This window comes from Actomonas spartinae, assembly GCF_051209155.1.
In the GTDB taxonomy this organism is placed as follows: domain Bacteria; phylum Verrucomicrobiota; class Verrucomicrobiia; order Opitutales; family Opitutaceae; genus Actomonas.
Map to the genome: position 1 here is coordinate 1,518,476 of NZ_JBPJGB010000002.1, position 23,657 is coordinate 1,542,132.

The 23,657-nt window shown below is 65.1% G+C and carries 19 protein-coding genes; all 19 read right to left on the bottom strand.

Going from position 1 to position 23,657, the window contains the following annotated elements; translation table 11 throughout:
• Window positions 1-17: 17 nt before the first annotated feature.
• Entirely contained in the window at window positions 18-3,356 is a 3,339-nt protein-coding gene (locus tag AC0MRV_RS13920) for a TonB-dependent receptor plug domain-containing protein (RefSeq protein WP_472765093.1), read from the bottom strand.
• A gap of 18 nt (window positions 3,357-3,374) precedes the next feature.
• Window positions 3,375-4,391 (bottom strand): FecR family protein, encoded by a 1,017-nt coding sequence (locus tag AC0MRV_RS13925; protein ID WP_472765094.1) that lies wholly within the window; start codon window positions 4,389-4,391, stop codon window positions 3,375-3,377.
• Complete coding sequence (locus AC0MRV_RS13930; RefSeq protein WP_472765095.1) at window positions 4,388-4,951, bottom strand: RNA polymerase sigma factor; 564 nt, start codon at window positions 4,949-4,951, stop codon at window positions 4,388-4,390. Before AC0MRV_RS13930 ends, AC0MRV_RS13925 begins: the two co-directional genes overlap by 4 nt.
• A 170-nt stretch (window positions 4,952-5,121) precedes the next feature.
• Entirely contained in the window at window positions 5,122-6,483 is a 1,362-nt protein-coding gene (locus AC0MRV_RS13935) for an alginate export family protein (protein WP_472765096.1), read from the bottom strand.
• Window positions 6,484-6,501: 18 nt separating this feature from the next.
• Entirely contained in the window at window positions 6,502-7,314 is an 813-nt protein-coding gene (locus AC0MRV_RS13940; RefSeq protein WP_472765097.1) for a hypothetical protein, read from the bottom strand.
• Window positions 7,311-8,594, bottom strand: coding sequence for a vanadium-dependent haloperoxidase (locus AC0MRV_RS13945; protein ID WP_472765098.1), 1,284 nt, complete (start codon window positions 8,592-8,594; stop codon window positions 7,311-7,313). Before AC0MRV_RS13945 ends, AC0MRV_RS13940 begins: the two co-directional genes overlap by 4 nt.
• 192 nt (window positions 8,595-8,786) lie before the next feature.
• Entirely contained in the window at window positions 8,787-10,265 is a 1,479-nt protein-coding gene (locus tag AC0MRV_RS13950) for an NADH-quinone oxidoreductase subunit N (protein WP_472765099.1), read from the bottom strand.
• Window positions 10,262-11,755 (bottom strand): complex I subunit 4 family protein, encoded by a 1,494-nt coding sequence (locus tag AC0MRV_RS13955; RefSeq protein ID WP_472765100.1) that lies wholly within the window; start codon window positions 11,753-11,755, stop codon window positions 10,262-10,264. The genes AC0MRV_RS13950 and AC0MRV_RS13955 overlap by 4 nt, the downstream gene beginning before the upstream one ends.
• The gene (locus AC0MRV_RS13960) at window positions 11,752-13,251 is read right to left on the bottom strand and encodes a complex I subunit 4 family protein (RefSeq protein WP_472765101.1); all 1,500 of its coding nucleotides are present in this window, start codon (window positions 13,249-13,251) and stop codon (window positions 11,752-11,754) included. Before AC0MRV_RS13960 ends, AC0MRV_RS13955 begins: the two co-directional genes overlap by 4 nt.
• A complete protein-coding gene (gene nuoL, locus AC0MRV_RS13965) occupies window positions 13,248-15,275 on the bottom strand; it encodes an NADH-quinone oxidoreductase subunit L (RefSeq protein ID WP_472765102.1) in 2,028 nt (675 codons plus the stop codon). Before nuoL ends, AC0MRV_RS13960 begins: the two co-directional genes overlap by 4 nt.
• 111 nt (window positions 15,276-15,386) lie before the next feature.
• Window positions 15,387-15,698, bottom strand: a complete 312-nt coding sequence (nuoK, locus tag AC0MRV_RS13970) for an NADH-quinone oxidoreductase subunit NuoK (protein WP_472765103.1) — start codon at window positions 15,696-15,698, stop codon at window positions 15,387-15,389.
• Window positions 15,695-16,213 (bottom strand): NADH-quinone oxidoreductase subunit J family protein, encoded by a 519-nt coding sequence (locus AC0MRV_RS13975; RefSeq protein WP_472765104.1) that lies wholly within the window; start codon window positions 16,211-16,213, stop codon window positions 15,695-15,697. Before AC0MRV_RS13975 ends, nuoK begins: the two co-directional genes overlap by 4 nt.
• A complete protein-coding gene (locus AC0MRV_RS13980; RefSeq protein WP_472765105.1) occupies window positions 16,210-17,436 on the bottom strand; it encodes a complex I subunit 1/NuoH family protein in 1,227 nt (408 codons plus the stop codon). Before AC0MRV_RS13980 ends, AC0MRV_RS13975 begins: the two co-directional genes overlap by 4 nt.
• A complete protein-coding gene (locus AC0MRV_RS13985; RefSeq protein ID WP_472765106.1) occupies window positions 17,433-18,086 on the bottom strand; it encodes a 4Fe-4S binding protein in 654 nt (217 codons plus the stop codon). The genes AC0MRV_RS13980 and AC0MRV_RS13985 overlap by 4 nt, the downstream gene beginning before the upstream one ends.
• A gap of 53 nt (window positions 18,087-18,139) precedes the next feature.
• Entirely contained in the window at window positions 18,140-19,327 is a 1,188-nt protein-coding gene (locus AC0MRV_RS13990; RefSeq protein ID WP_472765107.1) for an NADH-quinone oxidoreductase subunit D, read from the bottom strand.
• Window positions 19,324-19,962: an NADH-quinone oxidoreductase subunit C gene (locus AC0MRV_RS13995; RefSeq protein ID WP_472765108.1), complete on the bottom strand. Its 639-nt coding sequence runs from the start codon at window positions 19,960-19,962 to the stop codon at window positions 19,324-19,326. The genes AC0MRV_RS13990 and AC0MRV_RS13995 overlap by 4 nt, the downstream gene beginning before the upstream one ends.
• A gap of 75 nt (window positions 19,963-20,037) precedes the next feature.
• Window positions 20,038-20,721: an NADH-quinone oxidoreductase subunit B gene (locus AC0MRV_RS14000; RefSeq protein ID WP_472765109.1), complete on the bottom strand. Its 684-nt coding sequence runs from the start codon at window positions 20,719-20,721 to the stop codon at window positions 20,038-20,040.
• A gap of 4 nt (window positions 20,722-20,725) precedes the next feature.
• Window positions 20,726-21,103: an NADH-quinone oxidoreductase subunit A gene (locus AC0MRV_RS14005; protein WP_472765110.1), complete on the bottom strand. Its 378-nt coding sequence runs from the start codon at window positions 21,101-21,103 to the stop codon at window positions 20,726-20,728.
• A gap of 183 nt (window positions 21,104-21,286) precedes the next feature.
• The gene (gene pnp / locus AC0MRV_RS14010) at window positions 21,287-23,500 is read right to left on the bottom strand and encodes a polyribonucleotide nucleotidyltransferase (RefSeq protein ID WP_472765111.1); all 2,214 of its coding nucleotides are present in this window, start codon (window positions 23,498-23,500) and stop codon (window positions 21,287-21,289) included.
• Window positions 23,501-23,657 lie beyond the last annotated feature (157 nt).

Consider the following 23,657-nt stretch of genomic DNA (forward strand, 5'->3'; position numbering starts at 1 on the left):
CCGCTAGTCCGGCGCCGTTAAAACTCGGCCGTGAGCGAAACGGAGTAGGTGCGGCCGCGCCAGTCGCCGTAGGGTTGCACGCCGGCGCCGGAAGGTTCCCAGGCGTATTTGGGGTAGCCCTTCTTGAAGACGTTGTTGACGCGGAGTTGGCCCTTGAGGCCGAGTCGCGATTTTTTCGGCAGGAGCCATCGGCCGATGTCGCCCTGCACGTAGACATCGGTCTGCCAGTAGGGATCGATGGTGCGCGCACCTTGGATAGCCCATTCTTTTTCGGGCAGCCGGCGCGAATGAAAATACTGACCGTCGAATCCCAGGGCGAGACTGCGCGTCGACCATCCGCCGCCAAAGGTCGCGCGGTATTCGAGCAGGCCCGAGGCACCGCTGGGATCGGTGATCTCGTTGATGCTCGGTTCTTCGGGAAAAATCTGGCGGGTGAACTTGGTGAACCAGACCAAGCGGGAACGCAGCTCCAGGGTCCCGCCCAGCACGTCGCGACGGGCGTAGTCGAGCGTGGTCATGAAGTTTTGGGAGTGGCGGCTGGCCAGGTTGAAGGCGCCGGTGCGGAATTCGGTGATGCGTCCCACGTCGTAGGGATCGCTGGGCGCGGGGGCCGCTCGGGCCACGCGTTCCGGGAAAAACTCTTCGAGGTTGAGCAACTCGGTCGGCCCGAGGCCGACGATTTCGTTGGTCTTGCGGGTGTCGAAGAAGTCGACCGAGGCGCGGAAGCGGTTGCGGTCGCCGCGTTCGAAGATGACGCCGAAGGTCTGGGTGACGGCGTTTTCGATGCGCAGACCCGGGTTGAGCACCGAGACTTGCTCGGCCTCGTATTCGTCGCCGTCGCGACGCGGGTCCTTGATGTTCACATAAACGCGGCCGGTGCCGGCATCGACGCCGTTGCCGCGGTTGCGGCTCATGTAAGGCGTGGGAAATCGGTTCGAAGTGGTGAAGCTGCCGCGGAAAGTGAGACCGTTGGCTAGACCGAGTTTCAGGGCGATCGTGGGCGCGACGTTGGTCTCGGCGGCGGTGTCGGCGATGATGACGCGCGTGGCGAGGTCCGTCTCGATGGTGTCGATCCACGCGGGCAACTTTTGGCGCGGGTAGAGCGGCGCCTGAAGTTCGCCAAAAAGGCTGACACGTTCGAGGGTGCGCCCTTGCCAGCGTTCAGGCAGGCGTTGCAGGGAACCGTCGCCGTAGCGACGAACCGCGTCGTAGCCCTTAAGGGTCATGATGCGGTAATCCGCGCCGAAGTTGGCGACCGCTCGTCCGGTGGGGAGGTTCAGGTTTTCGTGCGTGACACGAAAGGCTCCGTCGAAGGTTTCGTAGTCGCCGAGGGTGACGAACTCGTCCCGTGCTCCGGTGTAGATGAGCACCTCGTCGTAGAAGGCCTGCGGTGGCCCGAAGACCTGCGTGTCACGAAGCGGGTTGTAGTCACCGCGATCGACCAGCGCTTGCCAACGGTTCCGGTCGATGTCGGCGACGCCGCGGTATTTGGTGGAGCTGCGGGAATACTGGGTGTCGATGGCCAGTTTCCAGTCCCACGGCAGAGTCACGAGGGCGCTGCCGACGAGGGAGTAAAAGTCGATGCGGGCCTCGCTGTAGTCCTGGCCGAGCTCGACGGGAGTTTCAAAAAGCGAAACGCGGGCATCGGTGCCGAAGGGGTTGAGCGGATTGGCCTTTCGCAGCAAGAGGTCGCCCTTGAAGACGTCAAAGCCGCGATTGATCGTGGTGTTGGAGTAGGCGGCATCGAGACCGAGTTCGAGCCAGTCCGAGACCGTAAAGACGGCGGAGGCAAAATAGAGCGCCCGGCGTTGCTCGCGACCGTAAGGATAGTCGACCCCTTTCAGGGCGCTGGCGAGGTTGCCGGGGGAATCATATAACGCGAAATTGCGGATGCCTTGGCGGCGGTCGAACGCCGCGAGACCTCCCGTGCCGTCGGCTCCCGGCGCCACCGAGGTGACGCGGAATGGTGTGTTGGGAAAAAGCGGGGTGGCGCTGGTCGAGCGCACGTTGGGCGTCGCGCGATGGAGGGCGTCGTTGTCGGTGACGACCTCGTCGGCGGCGCTGTTGTCGCGGTGGTATTTCAACTCGGAATCCGTCGCCGGTCTGGTCTGCACAAAGTTGGCGTTGAAGCGCAGATTCAGTTTTCCGCCGAGCAGGCTTTCGCTGTGCAACAAGGACACGGCGGAGTAGGGGGCATCGAAGCCCTCGGTCGCGTTGGTGTAGGTGGTGGTGACCTCGCTGCGGCGGTGTTCACCTTCGGGGCGCAGCAGGATGTTGATCACGCCGCCGATGGCGTTGCCGCTGTAGAGGGCGGACGCCGAGGCGGGCAGCACCTGCACCTGCTGCACGAGGCTGAGGGGGATGAAGTTTACGTCGGGCGGTTGGTAGCCACCGCGGCCGCCGGACAGGTTGGTGGTCGTAAGGATCTCCGGCAGCCGGCGACCGTTGACGAGCACCACGGTCTCGTCGGAGGCGAAGCCGCGCAGATTGAGGTTGGAGCTGCCGCTGGCGGTGAGGTCACCGTTGCCGTTCTGGTCGGGCGGCAGCACGGTGGCGTCGGTATCCAGAAGTTCGCGACGGAGAAAATCGTTAAGGTTCACGACGCCGCTGCGGGTGATGCGGTCGCGGTCATAGACGATGAAGGGCAGGGCGTCGTTGAGGGTGCGAGTGAGGTCGAGGTTGCCGCCGGCGCGGCGCGGGCCCCAGACGGTCGGACCGGGGTCGAGCGGACCGCGGCGATTGAGGTGGCCCTCGACGACGACCGGTTCGAGTTGGTTGGTTTCGTGCGCCGAGCGCAGGACATTGGGCGCGAGGTAGGTGCGGAGATCGGCGGTGACGCGCACGTTGTCGATATGGAGCGGGTGAAAGCCCTCGCGATTGGCGACGATGCGGTAGGTGCCGAGCGGCACCTCATCAAAGCGGTATTCACCGTGCCGGTTGGTGATGGTGCTGCGGTGAAGGTCGGGAATGGCAACGAGGGTGCCGCCATTGGGCGCGCCGTTGCTGGTGGTGATGCGCCCGACAAGTTCGCTGCGCGGGCGCGGGATGCGGGTGATCAGGTAGGCACCGTTTTCCAGACGGGCGCCGAAGCCGGTTTCGCGCAGCAGGCGAACGAGTGCGTCGCCAGGTTCGAACTCACCGTGGACGGGGGTGGAGCGCACCTCGTGCAGTTCGGCCGGGGCGTAGAGCAGGTTGACCTTGGTCTGCTGAGTGAAGGCAGCCAGCGCCTCGTCGGCCGGCTGGGCGTCGATATCAAAAATCTGCGGTGCCGCCGCCAGCGGGAGCAGGCCGATCAGCCCGCACAACAGAAAACGCAAAGGCGCCCGGAGGCGATGGCGGACGGGGTGGATCGGCATGCGGACGGTGGCGGAGGATCAGGGGCGCAGCAGCACGCGGGTGGTGCCGCTTTGGTCGTGGGTCACTTGGACGGCGAGCACGTTTTCGAGGTTGGCGAAGAAGCTATCGAGGTTTTCGAGTGAGTAACGACCGCTGAGCTCAAGTTCCGCGGCCCCGGGGGCGGCGCTGATGCCACGGCCATGGTAACGGGCGAAGCGGGCGAGGACCTCGTCGAGGGGAGTTTCGTTGAACACAATTTGCCCTTCGCGCCAGGCGAGGACGTCCTGGACGGCCCGCGCGCCGATGTGGCGGATGGTGGGCGGACCCTCGCCACGGGCGGTGAGTTGATCATCGGCGGTGAGGGCGACGGGACCGTTGTCGGTGGGCGCGGCGTCGTGGCCCAGGCGGACCTGCACGGAACCTTCGAGCACGGTGACTTCGATCTCGTCGGCCGCGGAGGTGCGCACGTCGAAGGCGGTGCCCGTGACCCGCACGAGGCCGGCCGGGGTTTCGACGATGAACGGTCGGCTGGCGTCCTTGCTGACTTGGAAAAAGGCCTGACCGTCGGCGAGGCGCACGCGGCGTTCGGCGGCAGTGTGCTCGACGACGAGGCGGGTGCCGGCGTTGAGGTCGACGTGCGTGCCGTCGTCCAAGGTGATGGATTGGCGCTGGGCGACCGGGGTGGCGTAACGGATGACTGGATCGACCGAGGTCGAATCGGGGCGCAGTGCGAAGAGGCCAATGAGAGCCACCAGCGCGGTGGCGGTGAGCAGGCGCCATGCGGCGACCCGCGCCCAAAGTGGACGGGGCGCCGCCGGGGAGGTTGCGGGCAGGTGCACGGAACCGGATGACAGCAAAGTGGGCAGGTGCCTTTCGAGGTCGGTCGAAAGTTGGCAGTAGTCGGAGAGTGCGTCGCGGTGCCGAGGATCGGATTCGAGCCAGGCATCGAGTTCACGCCGTTGGTCGGGCGAGAGGGGCGCACCTTCCAACCGGGCCGCCCACAGAGAGGCCGTTTCCTCCATAGAGGACTCGGGACGGTTATTGGAGGGATTCATGACGAGTTGGGAGAGTCGGAGGCGAAGGGCGACGATGCATCGTCGTCGGCCATCGCGAGCAGAGAGGCGCGCAGCAGGCGCAGGGCGCGCGCGTGTTGTTTTTCCACGGTGCTGACGGCGATGCCGAGGCGATCGCCGATCTCCTTGTGGGACAGACCGTGGATCTTGCGGAGGAGCAGCACGTTGCGACAACCCGGCGGGAGGTCGTTGATCGCGTTTTCGAGCAACTCCAGCTCCTGGCGGGCGATGACCTGCCGGGTGACGTCAGGAGCGGAAGACGCGGCTGTCTCCAGCGGCGCGTCGGTCGGCGCGATGGGAGAAATGGAGCGGCGCTTGATGCGATTGATCGCGAGGCGTCGTGCGGTGGTATAGAGCAGGGCCTCGGGGCGTTGCGCCTCGTGTTGGTAAATCCGGGCGTAGGCGTCGTGGGCGATCTCTTCGGCCTCGGCGCGGTTGCCGAGCAAGCGGTTGAGATAGCGGCGCAGCGGATCGATCGTCGACCGATACAAGGCGGTGAACGCGCTGGGCGAGGAGAGGTCTTCCGGTTTGGGTTCCGACATCACACGGGCACGGCGAGGGCCAGACGCGGCGCGCACCGAAGAGTTTTCGGCGCCAGGGTGATTTGACAACGGAATTGAACGAAGGGCAGGCACGGTTTGCTGCTGATGACAGTCAGCACCGCCGATACCCCTATTCGCCGGAGGAATATTTTTGGAACGTATTGCTCGGGTCAGAATGTCGCGCCCGACGAGACGTAAACGAAGTCTATGTCATTGGCCGGACCGCTCTGCCGAATGGCTTCGCCGGCAAAGAAGCGCGCCCAGCCCGCTTCGAAACCGAGGTGGCGGTTCAGCGGCCATTTCACGATGAGGTTCACTTCGTTGCCGATCTCTCGGTCCGTGTAGCTGCCGCCAGGGCGCACCACGCCGCCGCCGGGGTTGTAGATGGCGTCCGCGGTGTCGTCGGCCCGGAAGTGGTGCCAGGCGAGGTTGGCGGTCAGGGCGCCAACGGGCTTCCAAGTCGCGCCGACGCTCAAGTCCACGATGTTCTGGCGACCGATCACGTCAGCGATGCCGAAGTAGGCGTGACCAAGCGGGAAGAGTTGGTTGAAGGTGCCGGCGCGCCCACCGGACTGATCGTCGCCACTGGCCCAATCGAAGCCCGCCCACAGGCGAAGCGACGCGTCGGCGCGCGGTTTGAATCCGAGCTGGCTGGCGACTGACCAAGCGGCGACGTCGTTGGCGCCGACCGAGCCGGTTTGGGCGCTGAGCTCGACGTGGTAGTCGCCGCGGTCGGTCCAGTTGCCCCAAAGGCGGGTGCCGAGGGTCCAGCGCGCATCGCGCCCACTGCTGCCGTTGAAGGTGCGTGGAGGCCATTGGTTGCGCAGCAGGTAGACGTTGACGCCGGGGCGGGTGGCGTAGAGGCCCCACAGTTGGTTTTGGCTGTCGGCGGTGCCGATGCCACGAGCAGTGGTGGGCACAAAGGCGGCGCCGAATGCACTCAGTTTCCAGCCGCCGGCCGAGGTGTCGAAGCGCACGCCGTCCCAGGTGCGCAGGGCATTGGCCCAAGGCAATCCGCTCACCAGCCGTTGTGCGCCGAAAGCAAACAACTGGCGCCCGGCGCGGACGCGGGTCGCGGCCTCGGCGGTGAGGCCGGGCAGGTCGAACTCCACGAAGGCCTGCTGCAGTTCAAATTTGTCTTGGTCGATCGCGCGCACGCCGCCGGGCAAATCGCGGTCGGACGCATAGGCACCCTTGAACTCCACGAATACCCGCAGGTCTGACGCGCTATGGAAATCGGCGTGGGCGCGCCACCGGCTGAGCGCGTAGGTGTCGTCATGCGACACCCCGACGGGCGCGCCGAAGTTGAAGTTGCGCCAGGACTCCGCGCGCACGCGGGCGTCGGCGCCGAAGCTGACCCAGGCGCCGGCGCCCAGTTCATGGTGTTTCAGCGCGGAGCTTGAGTTGGACCAGTCCTCCTGCCAGCGCAGAAACTGGAAGGCGGGCGGCGGCGTGGTTTGGCTGTATCCGATAACCGGGCACAGCAGGAGCAGGGCGCCGCTCAGCGCGGCGCGAAACGGAGTTCGTTTCATCGCGGTGGCAACAGTGGTTCAGGCGGCCCGAAGGGCTTGGGCGGCGAGGCGCGGGAAGTCGCGTCGCATCATAAAAGCCAGCGCGAGCGGCGCGGTGTAGCTGCCAAAGCGTTCGATCACTTCCCAGAACGGTGCCCCGGCCGGGATGAAGAGAAACTCAGTGGCAAATTTCCAGCCGGCGATGGCCAGCAGCAGCCCGGGGGACGGCCGCATGAGCACGGCGGCGGCGAGGAAGAACTCAAACGCACCGATGGCCGGGGTGATGCCTCCGCCCAAACCGATCGCTTCGTAGTGGTGGGCGAGTCCCAACTTTTGGCTGAAGAGTCCCAAACCGGCATGACCGATCAGGAGTGCCGCCGTGGTCACGCGCAGCGCCCACGAGAGGCGCTGCCGTGCCGCGGCATCGAGGGAGGGCCACCGTGAGGGCAGCCGCTCAAAGAGGGGGCCATGCAGGCCGACGACCAGCAGGAGGGCGAAGGGCACGCCGTAGTTGCCGGCGCGTTCGATCGCCTCCCACACGGGTTCACCGGCAAACGGACGTAGCAGAGCGGTCCAGGTGGCCCACATGGTTGCCCAAATCAGCACGGCGCGCGTGGGGAAGACCAAGGCGGAGACACCCATCAGGATGTCCATCGTGCCGACGATCGGCATGAGTTTCCACGCGAGCTCTTCCGGGATGCCGGCCACGGCGAAATAAGGCAGCCAACCGGCCTTGGTGATGATGCCGAAGGCACCGTGGCCAATGAAACACCCGGCGACGCCGATGCGCAGGATCCAAGGGAGAAGGGTGTTCTCGTTGGCGGAAGAAAATGGGGAAGACGAATCCTTCATCGTTGGGCGACCTTTGCGGTTTCGTTCCTGAGCTGCAGGCTGTGGGCATAGACCCAGTCGCCCACCGAGGTGCCGGCAGCCCGGGCGGCGTCGACATCCATCGGAAAGTGAATGCCGCCATAGACGCGGCTTTGGCCGACTTCTTCACGCACCGCCGCGAGGCTGGTGTAGGTGCGGACCACGCCGGGCAAACCATCTGAGCCGATGGTGAAGCCCACCTCATCGGTGCCAAAGTAGAGTTGCAGCACCCGCACCGCCGCGGAGGTGAAGGTCATGTGCGCGGAGATGTAGGACGGGAAGGGCAGCGAGGCCATGCTCGGAATGAAATCCGGGTCGGGCTTGAAGTAGGGGTTGGTTTCCGGCGTCAGCTCGCGGGCGTCGGTCTCCGGTCGCGCGGTGTTGTAGAAATACTTGCTGTCCCACGCGGTGATGAAGCCATCGGCCGCGGCGAAGTTGAGCAGCGCAAAGAGGCGGGCGCACTCGACAGTGGACAGCTGGCGATCACGGGCGATCTGGGTCGCGATCTGGTTCCAGTGGCCGGAAGGACCGGCGGTGCCCAGGCCGTCGGCCCAGAACGGCACACTGAGGGTGTCGTATTCGGAGCGCTCGGCGTCGTCGCGGCGACCGACTTTCATGACGGTCATGAGTTCTTCGGCGTATTGCTTGGTTTCGACGCCGGGGGGCGGCGGAGCGCGAAACTGTGCGGGCATCGACAGCACGAAGGGTTCGGTGGTGGCCATCTGTGGCGTGACGCCGGAGCGGAAATCGGGAGCGGTCGGGCGCCATTTGCCGGGCGCGTCGCTGGGGATGTATTTGGGTGCAACCTTGAAGCCGCTCAGCGAACGGCGGGCGAGCACGGCCTCGGCCACGTGCTGCCCCCAAGCCAGTCCGGCGTCCTTGCCAGGACCATCGGGGATTCCGGCGAGGGCTTCGTCGTAGGCGAGGTCGAAGACGTGCGGATTCGCCTGCTGCCCCCAAATTTGGCGGAGCATCGTGCGAGCGGCACCGGCGATGGCGGCATCGACGTTGGCGCCGGCTGGAGCCTCGCCCTCGACGAGCCACGGTTGCCATTGACCCTCGATGCCGTTGACGGCGTCGGCGATGGCAGCGTGGTAGGACCCAAACCACAGTGCGCTGACCGGCGGTGGGTTGCGGGCGAGGCGAGTGGCGTTGAGAGCCTGTTGGTTCCAGAACAGCACGGCGTTGTCGCCGGCGGCGGTGGAGAACGCGGCGCTCAAGGTGAGCAAGAGCGTGGCGGGGAGGAAACGGGCAAGGCGCATAGGGGTAGCAGGGATCAATGATCACGAGCGGGGACGGGGAGCTCGGATCGGGAGCGACCTATGCAAATCTTGCCCTGGCCGGGAATGGCGGAGTGGCCGAGCGCGTCAGCACGGGGTGAGTTGCCGCAAAACCGGGGTGAGGCGAAATCGAGGCTGGGGCGAAGTGCGCAGGTTTTGCGCGCCCCCTGCGCGTCAGAGGCGGGAAAGAATCAGCGACGGCGCCAAGCCGAGGAGCAACAGCCCCAGATTCACGATCAACAAGAACAGGGCGGCACTGCCGCTGAGCGTGATCCGGTTCGAGGAGCCTGGTGCGGCCGGGCGCACCAAGGCCTCTTTCAGCACAACCAGGTAATAGTAGAGCCCCACCGCACTCGCCGCGATGCCCAGCAAGGCGAGGCCCCCAGTCGGGCCGCCGATGCCGCCGGATCGAATGGCGGCCGCAAAGACGCCAAACTTGCCGAAAAATCCGGCCAGCGGCGGCACCCCCGCGAGGGATAGCAGGCACATGAACAGGGTGCCCGCCAGCAGCGGTGAACGGTGGCGCAGACCGGCGAGGTCCGTGATGCGATCGCCGACGCCTGCTTTCTCGAGGATGCCGATGACCCCGAACGCGCCGACCGTCGCAAGGCCGTAGGTGAGTGCGTAATACACCAACGGACCGTAGCCGGCGTCGCCAGCCACCATCACGCCAAGGATCATGATGCCGGCGTGCGCGATGGCGGAGTAGGCCAGCAGCCGGCGGAAGGAGCTTTGTGCAAGGGCCGCGAGATTGCCCACGATGATCGAGGCCGCGGCCAATATGCCGACCACCGGCAACCATCCGGCCAGTGGGACCTCCGCACCGGGGCCGCCGGAAGCCGCACTCAGTCCGGGCCAAAGCAGGCGGGCAAAGACCGTGACGCCGGCCAACTTCGAGGCGGAGGCGATCAAGGCCGCCGCCGGCGCAGGGGCTCCCTGATAAACATCTGGCGCCCAGAGGTGAAACGGCGCGGCCGCGGTCTTGTAGCCGAAGGCCACCACGATCATGACCAAGGCCACGAGCAGCAGCGGCTGGCGACTGTCCATGCTGCCGATCGCGATCGCGATGTCGGGCAGTTCGATCGAGCCGGTGACGCCATAGATCAGGCTGAAACCGAAGAGCAGGAAGGCCGCGGCCATGCCCCCGAAGAGGAAGTATTTCAACGCCGCCTCGGCCGAGGCCGGGTTGCGCTTGTCGAAACCGGTGAGCAGGTAGAGCGAGAGGCTGGCGAGTTCGATCGCCAGAAACACCACGAGCAGTTGTTGTGCAACGGCCATGAGCGTGAGCCCGGCGGTGGCGAGCAGCACGAGCACGATGAATTCGACGGGGTTGCGGACTCGTGCCGTCGACGAGGCGAGGCCGACTGTCAGCAGCGAGAGGCTGAGGATACCCAAGCGGGAGAGTCCGCCGAGCGCGTCGAGGCGAAACACTTCTCCGAACATCGAACCGGGGTTGCCGATCTCCAGCACCCAGAATGCGGCGGCGACCAACCAGACGAGGCCGAGCGTCGCGGCGGTGTTGAGGCGAACGGCTTCCGAGTGGCGTTTGCCCAGGGTGACGTCGACGCCGATCACCACCAACGCGCCGAGCGTGAGCATCAGCTCCGGCAGCATCGCCTGCAACAGTTCGGAATAAGCGAGCGTCGCGATCATGAGCCGAGTCCTTTCATGACCGCCGACATGAGTGGCGAACGCAGCGCCGGTTCGATCCAGTTCAGCAGGAGGTCGGGCCGCAGGCCGAGCAGCAGGGTGGTGAACAGGAGCAACGCAGCACCGAGCTTCTCCGGCCACGTGAGCGGAGCGTAGTCAGGCGGAGTGACGGTGGGCGTGCTGCGCGCGCCGAAGAAGGAGAGTTGCATCACTCGCAAGGTGAAGGCGGCGGCCACCAGCACGCCGGCGGCGGCGAGGAAGGTCCAGACGGGCGATACCGACCACGTGCCGATGAGGATGGTGAGCTCCGCCGGGAAACCCGAGAAACCCGGCATGCCCATCGAGGCGAGTCCGGCGACGACGAAGGTGCCGGCGGCGAAGGGCATCAGGCGGAAGAGTGGCATCGCCTGCAAGGCGGCGAGTTTGCGGGTGTGCGTGCGTTCGTAGACCATACGGCCGACGACGGCGAAGAGCAGTCCGGCGATCACGCCATGGGAGAACATCTGCAGCACGGCGCCGCTCAGCGCGCGCTCGTTCGCGGCCGCGAGGCCGAGAATAACGAAGCCCATGTGACTCACGCTCGAGTAGGCGATGACGAACTTGAAGTCAGTCTGAACGAGCGCGACGAGTCCGGCGTAGAGAATGCCGATCAGCGCGAGTCCGGCGATGATCGGCTGCCAGGCTTCAAAGGCTTGCGGGAGCAAGGGCAGCGCCACGCGCAGGCAGCCGTAGGCGCCGAGTTTCATGACGACGCCGGCCAGCAACATGGAAGCGCCGGTCGGGGCGGCGACGTGGCCGGTGGGCGCCCAGGTATGAAGCGGGAAAATACCGGCGAGGGTGGCGAAGCCGAAGAAGAGCAGGCCGAAGACGATGAGTTGGGAGGCCCAACCGAGGGTTGAGGCCGCGTAGGCGAGCTCCGGCAGCGAGAAGTTGGTCGCGCCGCCCACGCCCGCGATCCAGATCAGACCGGCGAGCACCATCGCGCTGCTGGCGAAGGAGTAGAGCACCAGCTTCATCGCGCCGTATTCACGGTTGGTCGAACCCCAGTTCGCGATGAGGAAATATTTGGGCACGATCGCGATCTCGTAGAAGACGAAGAACAAGAAGGCGTCGGCGCTGAGGAAGACGCCGTAAACACCGCCGATCAGCGCGAGGTAAAGCGCGAAGAATTCGCCGGCGCGCTCCTCGATGTTCCAGGAGAACAGAATGCCGGCGGTGGCGGCCAAGCCGGTGAGCACGACCAGCGCGAGGCTGATGCCGTCGGCAGCGAGGTGGTAGTGAATGCCGAGCTGCGGAATCCACGCGACCTTGACGAGGTCCGTCATTTCCTCGGTGGGCGTGAAACCGCACGCCGCGGCGAGGGTGCAGCCCCAGGCGAGGAGCGCCGTGACCAGGGCGATGATCCGCGCGGCGGCGGCGGAACGGCCGCCCACAAAGAGGCAGGCGAGCGCGCCGGCAAACGACAGGTAGATGGCGTAGGGCAGCGCGTTCATGGCAGGGTGGCGACCCAGGAGGTCACGAGAGGATTGACCAGACCGATGAGCAGTTGCGGCAGGATGCCGAAGAGGAACATCAGTCCTACCAGCGGATAGAGCGTGAGCTGTTCGGCGTCGTTCAGTGGCGCGAAGGCCGCGACGTCGTTTTTGACCGGCCCGTGAAAGACCCGTTGCCACAAGGTCAGCAGGAAGAGCGCGGTGGCGAGCAAACCGAGGGTGGCGAGGGCGGTCACCACCGGCGCGAAACCGAACACGCCGCGGAAGATGAGGAACTCACCGACGAAGCCGTTGAGACCCGGCAGACCGAGCGAAGAGAAGAGGCCGATGCCGCAAAGGCCGCTGAAGACCGGCATGGCGGTGCGCAGCCCGCCGAAGTCGTGCAGGCCGCGACGGCCAGCATTGCGCGTCTCCATGAAACCGATACAGGCAAACAGCGCGGCGGCGGAAAGGCCGTGGTTGAACATCTGCAACAGCGTGCCGTTGAGCGCGGCGGTGGCGGCGGCGGGATTGGCACCGGGCGCGCTCGCCACGGCGAACAGCGCCAGCAGGCAATAGCTGAGGTGATTGATCGAGGAATACGCGATGATGCGCTTGAGGTCGCGTTGCGCGAGCGCGGCGAAGGCGCCAAGGACAACGCCGGCGAGCGCCAGCCAGAGCAGGGGCGTGGCCCAAGCCTGCAGTTGCGCGGGAAAGAGCGGCCAGAGGATGCGCAGGAATCCGTAGACGCCCATCTTGGACATGATGCCCGTGAGGAACATGGAGGCCCCGGTCGGCGCCTCGGCGTAAGTTGCCGGCAGCCACGTGTGGAAGGGGAAAAGAGGCACCTTGACGGCGAGGCCGAGCAGCACGCCGACGAAGACCACGGTGCCGAGCGTGGACCCGAGCGTCGCGTCGAGCGCACCGTCGTTGCGGAGGATCGCGAGGTCAACGAAGTCCAGCGTGCCGACAGAGGCATAGAGCGCCGCGAAGCCCGCGAGCATGAACGCGCTGCCACCAATGGTGTAGATGACAAACTGATACGCGGCGGCGATCGCGCCCTGACCGCCCCAAAGACGGATGAGAAAGTAGGTCGGCATTAGACTCAGTTCCCAGCAGATGAACCACGGGAAAAAGTCGAGCGCGACGAAGACGCCGAGCGCGGCGCCCTGCAGGATGAGAAACAGCGCGCCGAAGGCGGCCGGATTTCGCGACTCATTCCACGAAGCGACGAGCGAAAGCGGGCCGAGGATGCCGGTGAGCAGCACCATCAGCAGACTCATTCCGTCGAGACCCAGATGGTAGGTGATGTTGAGCGACTCGATCCAAGCGTGACGCTCGACGAACTGCAGCCCCGCGTTCGCGTCGAAGCGGGTCAACGCGAGCAGGCCCAACACCGTGGTGCTGAGGCTGCCGGCGAGCGCAAAGCCTCGGCCAAGCTTAGGCGCGAGAGCGAGCAAGAGAGCAAACGCCCACGGCACAAAGATGAGCAGGGAGAGTAAGGGTAGCCCGTTCATTGCAGACCTCCCACGAGTAGCAGCGCGGCCAACACGGCAAAGGACAGCGCCACGGTGAGCAGGTAACCGTGCGCGTCGCCGGTTTGCACGCGCGAGTAGGATCTGCCGCCTTCGCGTAGCGATTTGCTGGCACCGTCCACGCCGCGGTTGATGAGCTCTTCGTCTGACTCAAGATTTGTGAGTCCCACCCAACGCCCGAGGGCGGCCAAGGCGCGGATGACGCCGCCCCACACCCAGCGGTCGGCAAAGTCGGCGAAGCCGGCGACAGCGTCGTTCAGCTTGAAGACCGTCGCAGCGTAAAGTTCGTCAAAGCCGAGTCGTGCGGCGAGGGCGCCGAACACACCCGGCGCGCGGTGTTGGAGCGGATCCGCGTCCTGAGCGTAACGCCGCGGATTGCGACCGTAGACCCACCAACCCAGCCCGATGCCGAGCGCGACCAGCGCGATGGAAAGCACCATCAGACCTGCGCCCGCAAAGATCGAATGGCCGTGCACCTCCGCTTCGCCGAGCAGCATGCTTTGCAACCAAGGCCACGCCGGAGTGCCGATGAAGCCGAGTCCGATGGCAAAGAGGGCGAGGATGACGAGCGGCCAGGTCATGGAGGCCGGTGATTCGTGGGCGTGCTCCGCGTGCGAGGAGCGGCCGTGTCCGCCGAACGTTTCGGCCATGAGCCGGGTCATGTAGAACGCGGTGAGCACCACGCCGATCAGACCGAAGGCGAGGGGCAGGTGGGAGACGTCCCAACCGTGCGCGGCGTGCAGGATGGCCTCCTTGCTCCAGAAACCGGAGAAGAGGAAGGGCACGCCGGCCAGCGCCATCATGCCAATGGCAAAGGTGCGGAAGGTCGTCTTCATCTTCGCCGCAAGTCCGCCCATGAAGCGCATGTCCTGCTCGTGGTGCATGCCATGGATGACCGAACCGGCGCCGAGGAAGAGCAGGGCTTTGAAGAAGGCGTGGGTCAGCAAGTGGAAGATAGCGACTTCCCACGCACCGACCCCCAGGGCCAGCATCATGTAGCCGAGCTGGGAGACGGTGGAGAAGGCGAGGACGCGCTTGAGGTCGTTCTGCGCGACGGCGATGCAGGCGCCGAGCAGGGCGGTGATGGCGCCGATGTAAGCCACCACGGTGAGGGCGTGCACCGGCACCGCGGCGAGGCCTTGGTCGGCCGCCATGAGCGGGAAGATGCGAGCAATGAGGAACACGCCGGCCGCCACCATGGTCGCGGCGTGAATGAGCGCCGAGACGGGCGTCGGACCTTCCATGGCGTCGGGCAACCAGACGTGCAGCGGGAACTGGCCGGATTTGCCAATCGCGCCGCAGAAGATCAGCAGGCCGATGGCAGTCGAAGCAGCGAGTCCGCCGCAGACGAGCGTGCCGGAGAGTTGGCTGAGCGTATCCGTCTCCAGCACCCCGGCCCCGCCGTCGAAGAGGAGCAGCGAGCCGCCTTGGTCGTAGAGCCAGACGAGACCGAGGAGGAAACCGAGGTCGCCGATGCGGGTGGTGATGAAGGCCTTCTTGGCGGCGGCGGCGGCCTCGGGTTTGTGGAACCAGAAGCCGATGAGCAAGTAGGACGCGAGGCCGACCACTTCCCAGCAAATGAAGAGCAACAGCAGGCTGTTGGCGACGATGAGCCCGAGCATCGCGGCGGCGAAGAGGCTGAGGAAACAGAAGAACTGTTTGAAGCGCGCATCCTCCGCCATGTAGCCGCTGGCGAAGATGAAAATGAGGGTGCCGACAAAGGTGACCATCACCGCCATGAACGCGGTGAGCGGATCCAGCAGCCAACCCAGCCGCAGCGAGCCTTCGCCGAGGTCGAACCACACGAAGTTGCTCACGAGGTGCGCAGCCGGATCCTGCAGGGCGGTGAGCAGCGCAGCGACCGACAATAAGAACGAGATGCCCAAAGACCCGATCGCCAAACTCGACCCCAGCCTTCGCGCAGTGGGCGGAAGCACGGCGGTGATACCCGCCGCCAGCAAGGGCAGCGCCGGAATGAGCCAGAGAAATGAAACCGGGAGGGTCATGGGTTTTTAACCACAGAGGGCACAGAGAAGCACAGAGACCCTGTGGGAGTCGTAAGCGTTGGTTGGTGCTGAAAATCTGTGCTCATCTGTGAAATCTGTGGTCCCAAAGCTTCAGCCTTTGAGGCTGTTCACCTCTTGGAGTTTGATGGTCTGCCGGTGGCGGTAGATCGCGATGATGAGGGCGAGGCCGACGGCGGCTTCGGCGGCGGCGACGGCGATGGAGAAGAGCACGAAGACGATGCCGGTGGCGGCTTCGGGATTCGGGCCAAATCGCCAGAAGGCGATGAAGTTCAGGTTGGCCGCGTTGAGCATCAGCTCGACGCCGAGCAGCACGAGGATCGTGTTGCTGCGGGCGAGCGCGGCGGCGAGTCCGGCGCAGAACAATACCGTGGAGAGCAGGAGGCAGGCGGCGAGCGGCGTCATGCGGCGTCCTCCGTTTCCGATTCGGGTTTCCGCGCGGCCGCGACGGTGGTCGCACCGATCAGGGCGATGGTGAGGATCAGGCCGACGATGAGCAGGGCGGCGGCATGTTCGCGCATGAGCACTTCACCGAGCTGACGCACGGTGACGGTGGGCGCCGACTCCGAAGGCGGCGTTGCGAACTGCGAGGCGCTGATCGCCTTGAAGAGCACCGCGCCGACCGCACCGGCGGCGAGCACGGCCAGGCCGGCGCGTTTGCGGGATTCGGGTGGGATCTCGGTCGTGTCCGGTTGCGGGCGGGTGAGCAGCACCGCGAAGAGCACGACCATGGAGATGGCGCCGGCGTAGGTCAGCAGTTGGGCGAAGGCGAGGAACTCCGCGCCGGCCCACAGATAAAATCCGCCGATGCTGGCCCAGGTCAGCACCAGCAGGAGCGCCGCATGCACGAGGTTGCGGCGGGACAGCGCGAGGGCCACTGAACCGACGATGCAACCGGCGATGATGACGAGGGCGATCATGACGCGTAACGGTAGGTGCGGGGGCCGAGGCCGGAGCCGAGGTTGCGGCCGAGCACGACGAAGGTGGCGACCACGACCGCGAGCGACAGCGGCCAGCGGATGAGTTGGCCGCCGAGGGCGACGTCGGCGGTGAGCGACCAGACGGCGGCGTTGAGCAGGTTCACCAAGGAAAGCGGCACGAGCAGCTTCCAGGAAAGGCGGGTGAGCTGATCGATGCGGAGGCGGAGCAGGGTGCCGCGAATCCAGATGAGCGACAGCACCATGAGGAAGAGCTTGATGCCGAACCAAGCGTAGGACGGCACGATGGTCAGGAAGGGCAGCGGGGCCTGCCAGCCGCCGAGGAAGAGCGTGACGCCGAGGCCGCAGAGGGCGGTCATGCCGAAGTATTCGGCCATGAAGAACAGTGCGTATTTAAAACCCGAATACTCCGTGAGATGGCCGGCGATGAGTTCACTCTCGGCTTCGGGCAGGTCAAACGGCGAGCGGTTGGTCTCGGCCAGGGTGGCGATGTAGAAGACCACGAACGCGGCCAGGCCCCACGGGGTGAGGATGTTCCACTGCGGGATGAAGCCGAAGCTGTAGCCGCCTTGGGCCTCGACGATGGCCATGGTCGAGAGCGAGCCGGAGAGCAGCACGACCGGCACGACGGCTAGGAGCAGCGGTAGCTCATAGCTGATGAGCTGGGCGAGGGCGCGCATGGCGGCGAGCAGCGAGTATTTATTCTGGCTCGCCCAGCCGGCCATGAAGATGGCGAGTTCGGTCGCGCCGCCGGCGGCGAAGAAGTAGAGCACGGCGGCGTCGAGTTCGACGGCGATGAGGTTCTGACCGAAGGGGATGACCGCAAAAGTCATCAGGGCGAAACTGCACACGACAACCGGCGCGAGAAAGTGGAGGAACTTGTCGGCCGCGGCGGGGACGACGTCCTCTTTGGTCAGGGCTTTGACGGCATCGGCGAAGGGTTGGGTGAGGCCCCAGAGTTTGAATTTCGGCGCCCACGGTAGGCCGGCGCGATTGGGGCCGCGGCGGTTCTGGATGCGGGCGAGAAACTTGCGCTCGACGATCGTGAGCATCGCGAAGAACAGGCCGAACACGGCGAGGATCGCGACGATCGTGATGAGGTGGTGCACGAGCCACTGCAGCGGTGCGGGGAACCACGCGACCAACGCGTCGCGCAGCTCCAGCGGGATCCGCTCAAGGTAAGCGCCGGAGGCCGCCGGGGTCATTCGGACGAGGACGGCTTATCGGCTTCGGCGCTGGGCGCTTCGGCAGTTGAGGCTTTTTTGGCCGCGGCGGCCTTGGCGGCGGCCGCTTCCTTGGCGGCAGCGGCTTTGGCGCGTTGGGCGGCGACTTCTTTTTGTTTGTTAAGATTGGCGTCGGAAGCGGCGGCGTCGGTGGGGCGGATCTTTTGGTAGTAGCTGTTGGGTTTGAGGAGCTGGTCGCGGTGCAGCATCAGCGCGTCGAAGCGGTTGTCCGTCGCGATCTCAAAGTCCTTGTCCATCTTGATGGACTCGAAGGGACAGAGCTCGGCGCAGATGCCGCAGCTCATGCAGACGGAGGTATCAATGTCGAAGACGACCGGGTAGAACTGGAGTTTGCCGACGTGGTCGGGCTTTTTCTCGGTGCTCTTGACGATGTAGATGCACTGCGGCGGACACTCCTTCTCGCAGATGTGGCAAGACACGCAGCGCATCGTGTCGAAGGGGGTTTCCGGATCGTCGCAGACCAGGAACGGGAAGCTGCGGTAGTGCTCGCCGATCGGTGCTTTTTCCTCGGGGTAGGAGACCGTGGTCATCCGCTCTTCGGGCTGCGTGTAAGTGCCGAAGAAGTTCTTCGCGGTGACCGCGAGGCCTTTGAGGATGCCAGAGCCGAGCATGGGCTGAAGGGATTTCAGATTTGAGATTTGAAATTTGAGATCGCGCGAAAGCGCTAGCGGTCGACCTCGCCGAGGACGATGTCGATGGAGCCGAGGATGACGACGGCGTCGGCGATGGTGTGGCCGAGGCACATGTCTTCCAAGACGGTGAGGTTGACGAAAGACGGCGGACGCACGCGGTAACGGTAGGGATTGGTGGTGCCGTCGCTGATGAGGTAGAAACCGATTTCGCCCTTGGGACCTTCGATGCGGCCGTAGGCTTCGCCAGCTTTTGGACGCAGGCCGCGGGACTTGGCCTTGGGGTTGATGGCGTCGCCGGCTGGCAAATCGCGCAGCGCTTGCTGGAGGATCTTGATCGTCTCGCGCATCTCAAGGATGCGCATCATGTAGCGGTCGTAGGTGTCGCCGTGATCACCGAGCGGGACGCGGAAATCGAAGCGGTCGTAGATGCCGTAGTGGTCGACCTTGCGGATGTCGTAGTCGACGCCGGTGGCGCGGAGAATGGGGCCGGTGAGACCGGCGTTGATGGCGAGATCGGGTTTGAGCACGCCCACGCCCTGGGTGCGCGCGATCATGATCTCGTTGCCGGTGAGCATGTCCTCGTATTCGTCGAGGAAGCGCGGCATGCCCTCGACGATCTTGCGCACGGCGTCGAGCCACTCCGGCGTGGGGTCGACCCGGCAGCCGCCGAAGCGCTGGTAATTGACCATCATGCGCGAGCCGCTGAGGGCCTCGAAGAGATCGAGGATCTTTTCGCGCTCGCGAAAGGCGTAGAGCAAAGGCGTGAACGAGGTGCCGAGATCGTTGAACAGGAAGCCGACCAGGCAGAGGTGGTTCACCAGGCGGGTGAGTTCAGCCATGATGACGCGCAGGTATTCGGCGCGCTCGGGAACCTCGATGCCGGCGAGTTTTTCAACCGACAGGGCGTAGGCCCAGTTGTTGGTCATCGCGCAGAGGTAATCGAGCCGGTCGGTGTAGGGCATCGACTGGAGGTAGCCGGTGTTCTCGCCGAGTTTCTCGTGGTTGCGGTGCAGGTAGCCGAAGACGGGCTGGAGCTTGACGATGGTCTCACCGTCGAGCGTGACGTTCATGCGGAACACGCCGTGGGTGGACGGGTGTTGCGGGCCCATCGACACCTCGAGCAGATCGCCGTGGAAATCGTCGTGCACGCCGCGGACGGTCGGGCTGCCGAAAGGGCTGCCGGGAATACCGAAGGGCGGAACCTCGGGCAGGTCTTTCATGCCTCGGCCTCCGGGTAATGTTGCTTGGCGCGTTCCAGCACCTGGTCGTGCGGGGTGGGCTCGTATTCGTAGTCGTCGGGTTCCACGTAGTCCTTGCGCATCGGGTGGTCCTTGAACTCGTCCCACATGAGGATGCGGCGCAGGTCGGGGTGATCGGTGAAGGTCACGCCGTAGAGGTCGAAGACCTCACGTTCCTGGAACTCACAGGAGCGCCAGACGGGAGTGAGGGAAGGCACGGTGGTGTCGTCGGTGCGATTGCCGGTGCGCAGACGCAGGATGACGGGCTCGCTCGATTTGCGGGCCATGGAGTAGAGGTGGTAGACGACCTCGAGGTAACCCGGCTCGGTGCGGGTGGTTTTCTCTTCGACTTCGCTGGTGGTGCCGTCTTCGGCCGTGACGGTCTTTTTCGCGGTTTCGGTGATCTCGCGATCCAGCCAGTCGACGCCGGTGACATTGGAGCAGTAATCGAGGCGAAGGTCGGGATCATCGCGCAGCCAAGTCGCGATGGCTCGGGCGTAGGCCGAGTCGAGCCGGATGGCGGGTTGATCGGCCGGACTGGGGTTCTCCACCAACTCGAGCGTCGCGGCCGGGAAGGCGGCGCGGAGGCGTTCGAGGATTTGGGGGGGGGAGGACATGGGGTGAGCGAGGAGGAGGGCGAGGTCCGGTCGGCGGGGAGAAAGAGAAAGATAAAGAGGAAAGAGAAAGATGGACTACTGGTCGCGGGGGAGGGGTTTTTGGGTCCAGACCTGCGGGTTCTTCGGCGGGTTGAGGTCGTGTTCGGCGTAGTCGGGAATCGGATACTCGCTGGGCGAATCGGCCTTGAGGTGGCGGGCAGTCTTGGGGCCGGCGAGACGTTCGGCTTTGATCTTCTCCTGCAGCCTCATGAGCCCGTTGAGCAAGGCTTCGGGGCGGGGTGGGCAGCCGGGGATGTAGATGTCGACCGGGATGTAGCGGTCGATGCCCTTGAGCACGTTGTAGCCCTGCTTGAAGGGGCCGCCGGAGATGGCACAGGCGCCCATGGCGATGCAGTATTTGGGCTCCGGCATCTGGTTGAAGAGGCGCACGACCTGCGGGGCCATCTTCTTGGTGACGGTGCCGGACACGATCATGAGATCGGCCTGGCGGGGCGAGGGACGGAAAATCTCGGCGCCGAAGCGGGCGATGTCGAAGCGGGCGGTGGCGGTGGCGATCATCTCGATCGCGCAGCAAGCGAGCCCGAACTGGAGTGGCCAAATGGAGTTGGAGCGCCCCCAAGCGTATAGTTCCTCCAAGCTCGTCAGCAGAATGCCATGGCGGCGCAGTTCCTCTCGTTCCTCATCCGAGATGTTGCCGGCCGCCGGGAAAGGTTCGGGAGCGGCCGGCGTCGGCGTGGAACGGGGTGGGGTCTCGCTCATGGGGTTATTTCCAGTCGAGGTGGCCACGGCTCCAAGCCCAGACGAGGCCTTCGGCGAGGAGCAGCAGGAAAACAAACATCGTCACCAAGGCACCGGTCGGCAGACCGGTAAAAGCGACGGCGAAGGGGAGGAGAAAAAGGACCTCTACGTCGAAAAGGAGGAAGAAAATCGCGTAGAGGTAATAGTGCGCCTTGAACTGGATGCGGGCGCCGGTGGCGGGAAGACCGCATTCGTAGGTGGCGTTCTTCAGCGGACCGGGTTTCGGCGCCTGGAAGGTGCGGACCCAGAGTTGGGCGACGCCCAGCATGATCAGCGGAAACGCGAGGGCGACCGCGAGGAACAGCGCAAGAAACGCATAGGGGTTGGCAGACACGGAGGTCATGTCGTGTCGCAACGAAAGGGGATTCGCGGGCTCAGCTCAATGCCGGAACTCAGCAGTTCTTTGCGGAAGGCTGCGCGTTTGTTGTTGCGGTCACCGGTGGATGGCGAAATCCGCCAATAAAAAGCCCGCGTCCGTGGAGGGACGCGGGCTGGAAAGGATGACGCGTTGAAGGCGTCGCTGAGCTTACTCGCTCTTGGGCTCTTCGGCGGCGGGAGCGTCAGCTTCGGGAGCGGCGTCCTCGGCGGGAGCGGCCTCTTCCTTCTGCGCTTCGAGCTCGGCGAGGGCGGCCTTGCGGGAGAGGCGAACCTTCTTGGAACGCTCGTCGATGCCGATGCACTTGACCGTGATCGAATCGCCGACCTTGCAGACGTCCTCGGTGCGGCGCACGCGGAAGTCGGCCAGCTCGGAGATGTGGCAGAGGCCTTCCTTGCCCGGCAGGCATTCGACGAAGGCGCCGAACTCCTTGGTGCCGGTGACGCGGCCGGTGTAGATCTTGCCTTCCTCGATCTGGGAGCCGCCGCCGCAGAGGGCGTCGATTTCCGAGATCGCGCGGTTCATGGAATCCGCGTTGTTGGAGTAGATGAACACCTTGCCGGAATCGTCATCGGAGATGTCGATCTGGGCGCCGGAGGTCTCGACGATGCGACGGATGGTCTTGCCGCCCGGGCCGATGAGGAGGCCGATCTTCTCGGGATCGATCTGCACGGTCTGGATGCGGGGGGCGTAGGTGCTGAGCTCCTTGCGCGGGGCCGGGATGGACTCGAGCATCTTCTTGAGGATCTCGATGCGGGCGTCGCGGGCCTGGAAGATGGCCTGCTTGGCGATCTCGAAGGGGAGGCCCTTGATCTTGAGGTCCAGCTGGAAGCCGGTGATGCCCTCGGTGGTGCCGGCGAGCTTGAAGTCCATGTCGCCGAAGTGGTCTTCCTCACCGAGGATGTCGGTGATGGTTTCCCACTTACCCTCGAGCGGCTTCTCTTCGTTCTCGGTGATGAGACCGCAGGAGATACCGGCCACCGGCGCGATGATCGGCACACCGGCGTCCATGAGGGACAGGCAGCCGCCGCAGATGGAGGCCATGGAGGTAGAACCGTTGGAGGCCATCAGCTCGGAAACGACGCGGATGGAGTAGGGGAACACTTCCTCGGAGGGCAGCACCGGGACGAGCGAACGCTCGGCGAGGGCGCCGTGGCCGATTTCGCGGCGGCTCTGGCCACCGAAACGGCCGGCTTCACCGACGGTGAAGGGAGGCATGTTGTAGTGCAGGATGAAGGACTTGGAGGTCGCGCCGCCGGTGAGGCCGTCCATGGACTGGGCTTCCTTCGTCGGGCCGAGGGTGGTGAGCACCAGGCCCTGGGTATCGCCACGCTGGAAGAGGGCGGAACCGTGCACGCGGGGGAGGACGCCGACTTCGCAATCGATCTGGCGCAGGTCCTTGGGGCCGCGCTTGTCGGCGCGGATGTTCTCCTTGAGGACGGACTTGCGGTAGGCCTTGTATTGGAGCTCCTCGAACACGATGGCGATGTCGGCATCGGTGAAGCCGTCTTCGCCGAGCTCGGCGGTGAGGGCCTCGCGGGCTTCGTCCTTGATGCCCTGGACGTTGGCGGCGCGCTGTTGCTTCTCGAAGCCGAAGATGGCGGGACCCACGCGGTCACCGGCGACGCGCTCAATGATGGCGCGGGCGGCGTCGGAAGCCTTGACGAGGTCGAACTCCTTCTTGGCCTTGCCGGCCTTTTCACGGAGTTCTTCGATGGAGGCGATGATCGGCTGGATGGACTGCTGGCCGAACTCGAGCGCCTCGATGAAGCGGGCCTCGGGGATTTGGTCGGCGGAGCCTTCGATCATGAGCATCTCGGTCTTGGTGCCGACGTAGATGAGGTCGAGCGTCGACATGCTCATCTGCTCGTGATTCGGGTTGGCGACGAACTCGCCGTCGATTTCGGCGACGCGCACGGCGCCGACGGGGCCATTCCACGGAATGTCGGAGATGGCGAGGGCGGCCGAGCAGCCGTTGAGCATGAGGATGTCGGACTCGTTGACCTGGTCGGCCGAGAGGAGGAGACCGATGAGCTGGACCTCATTGAGGAAGCCCTCGGGGAAGAGCGGACGGCAGGGACGGTCGCAGAGGCGGGAAGTGAGGATTTCCTTCTCGGACGGACGGCCTTCGCGCTTGAAGAAGCCACCCGGGAAACGGCCGGCGGCGGAGTATTTCTCGCGGTAGTCGACGGTCAGGGGGAAGAAGTCCTGGCCGGGGCGCATGGTGGTGGCGGCGGTGGCCGAAACGAAGACCTTGGTCTCGCCCTGGGTGACGGTGACGGCGCCGTTGGCAAATTTGGCCATGTCGCCGGTGGTGAACTGAAGACCCATACCCGGGACTTCGACGGTTTGCTTGTTATTCATTATCTCTAATCGGATGTGGCGTGTGGCGGACAGGGGAACGCCACCGCCACACGCAGCGGAGGGGTTCCAAAGGGACCGGAGGTGGCAATCGTGCCACTCGCTCACGCTCGTGGCCACATCGGGCGGCGAGCAGGGATCGAGTCCCGGAAAGGGGTTT

Coding starts and splice junctions, on each gene's coding strand:
- AC0MRV_RS13920 (WP_472765093.1), bottom strand. CDS start 3,356: ATGCCGATCCACCCCGTCCGCCATCGCCTCCGGGCGCCTTTGCGTTTT.
- AC0MRV_RS13925 (WP_472765094.1), bottom strand. CDS start 4,391: ATGAATCCCTCCAATAACCGTCCCGAGTCCTCTATGGAGGAAACGGCC.
- AC0MRV_RS13930 (WP_472765095.1), bottom strand. CDS start 4,951: ATGTCGGAACCCAAACCGGAAGACCTCTCCTCGCCCAGCGCGTTCACC.
- AC0MRV_RS13935 (WP_472765096.1), bottom strand. CDS start 6,483: ATGAAACGAACTCCGTTTCGCGCCGCGCTGAGCGGCGCCCTGCTCCTG.
- AC0MRV_RS13940 (WP_472765097.1), bottom strand. CDS start 7,314: ATGAAGGATTCGTCTTCCCCATTTTCTTCCGCCAACGAGAACACCCTT.
- AC0MRV_RS13945 (WP_472765098.1), bottom strand. CDS start 8,594: ATGCGCCTTGCCCGTTTCCTCCCCGCCACGCTCTTGCTCACCTTGAGC.
- AC0MRV_RS13950 (WP_472765099.1), bottom strand. CDS start 10,265: ATGATCGCGACGCTCGCTTATTCCGAACTGTTGCAGGCGATGCTGCCG.
- AC0MRV_RS13955 (WP_472765100.1), bottom strand. CDS start 11,755: ATGAACGCGCTGCCCTACGCCATCTACCTGTCGTTTGCCGGCGCGCTC.
- AC0MRV_RS13960 (WP_472765101.1), bottom strand. CDS start 13,251: ATGAACGGGCTACCCTTACTCTCCCTGCTCATCTTTGTGCCGTGGGCG.
- nuoL (WP_472765102.1), bottom strand. CDS start 15,275: ATGACCCTCCCGGTTTCATTTCTCTGGCTCATTCCGGCGCTGCCCTTG.
- nuoK (WP_472765103.1), bottom strand. CDS start 15,698: ATGACGCCGCTCGCCGCCTGCCTCCTGCTCTCCACGGTATTGTTCTGC.
- AC0MRV_RS13975 (WP_472765104.1), bottom strand. CDS start 16,213: ATGATCGCCCTCGTCATCATCGCCGGTTGCATCGTCGGTTCAGTGGCC.
- AC0MRV_RS13980 (WP_472765105.1), bottom strand. CDS start 17,436: ATGACCCCGGCGGCCTCCGGCGCTTACCTTGAGCGGATCCCGCTGGAG.
- AC0MRV_RS13985 (WP_472765106.1), bottom strand. CDS start 18,086: ATGCTCGGCTCTGGCATCCTCAAAGGCCTCGCGGTCACCGCGAAGAAC.
- AC0MRV_RS13990 (WP_472765107.1), bottom strand. CDS start 19,327: ATGAAAGACCTGCCCGAGGTTCCGCCCTTCGGTATTCCCGGCAGCCCT.
- AC0MRV_RS13995 (WP_472765108.1), bottom strand. CDS start 19,962: ATGTCCTCCCCCCCCCAAATCCTCGAACGCCTCCGCGCCGCCTTCCCG.
- AC0MRV_RS14000 (WP_472765109.1), bottom strand. CDS start 20,721: ATGAGCGAGACCCCACCCCGTTCCACGCCGACGCCGGCCGCTCCCGAA.
- AC0MRV_RS14005 (WP_472765110.1), bottom strand. CDS start 21,103: ATGACCTCCGTGTCTGCCAACCCCTATGCGTTTCTTGCGCTGTTCCTC.
- pnp (WP_472765111.1), bottom strand. CDS start 23,500: ATGAATAACAAGCAAACCGTCGAAGTCCCGGGTATGGGTCTTCAGTTC.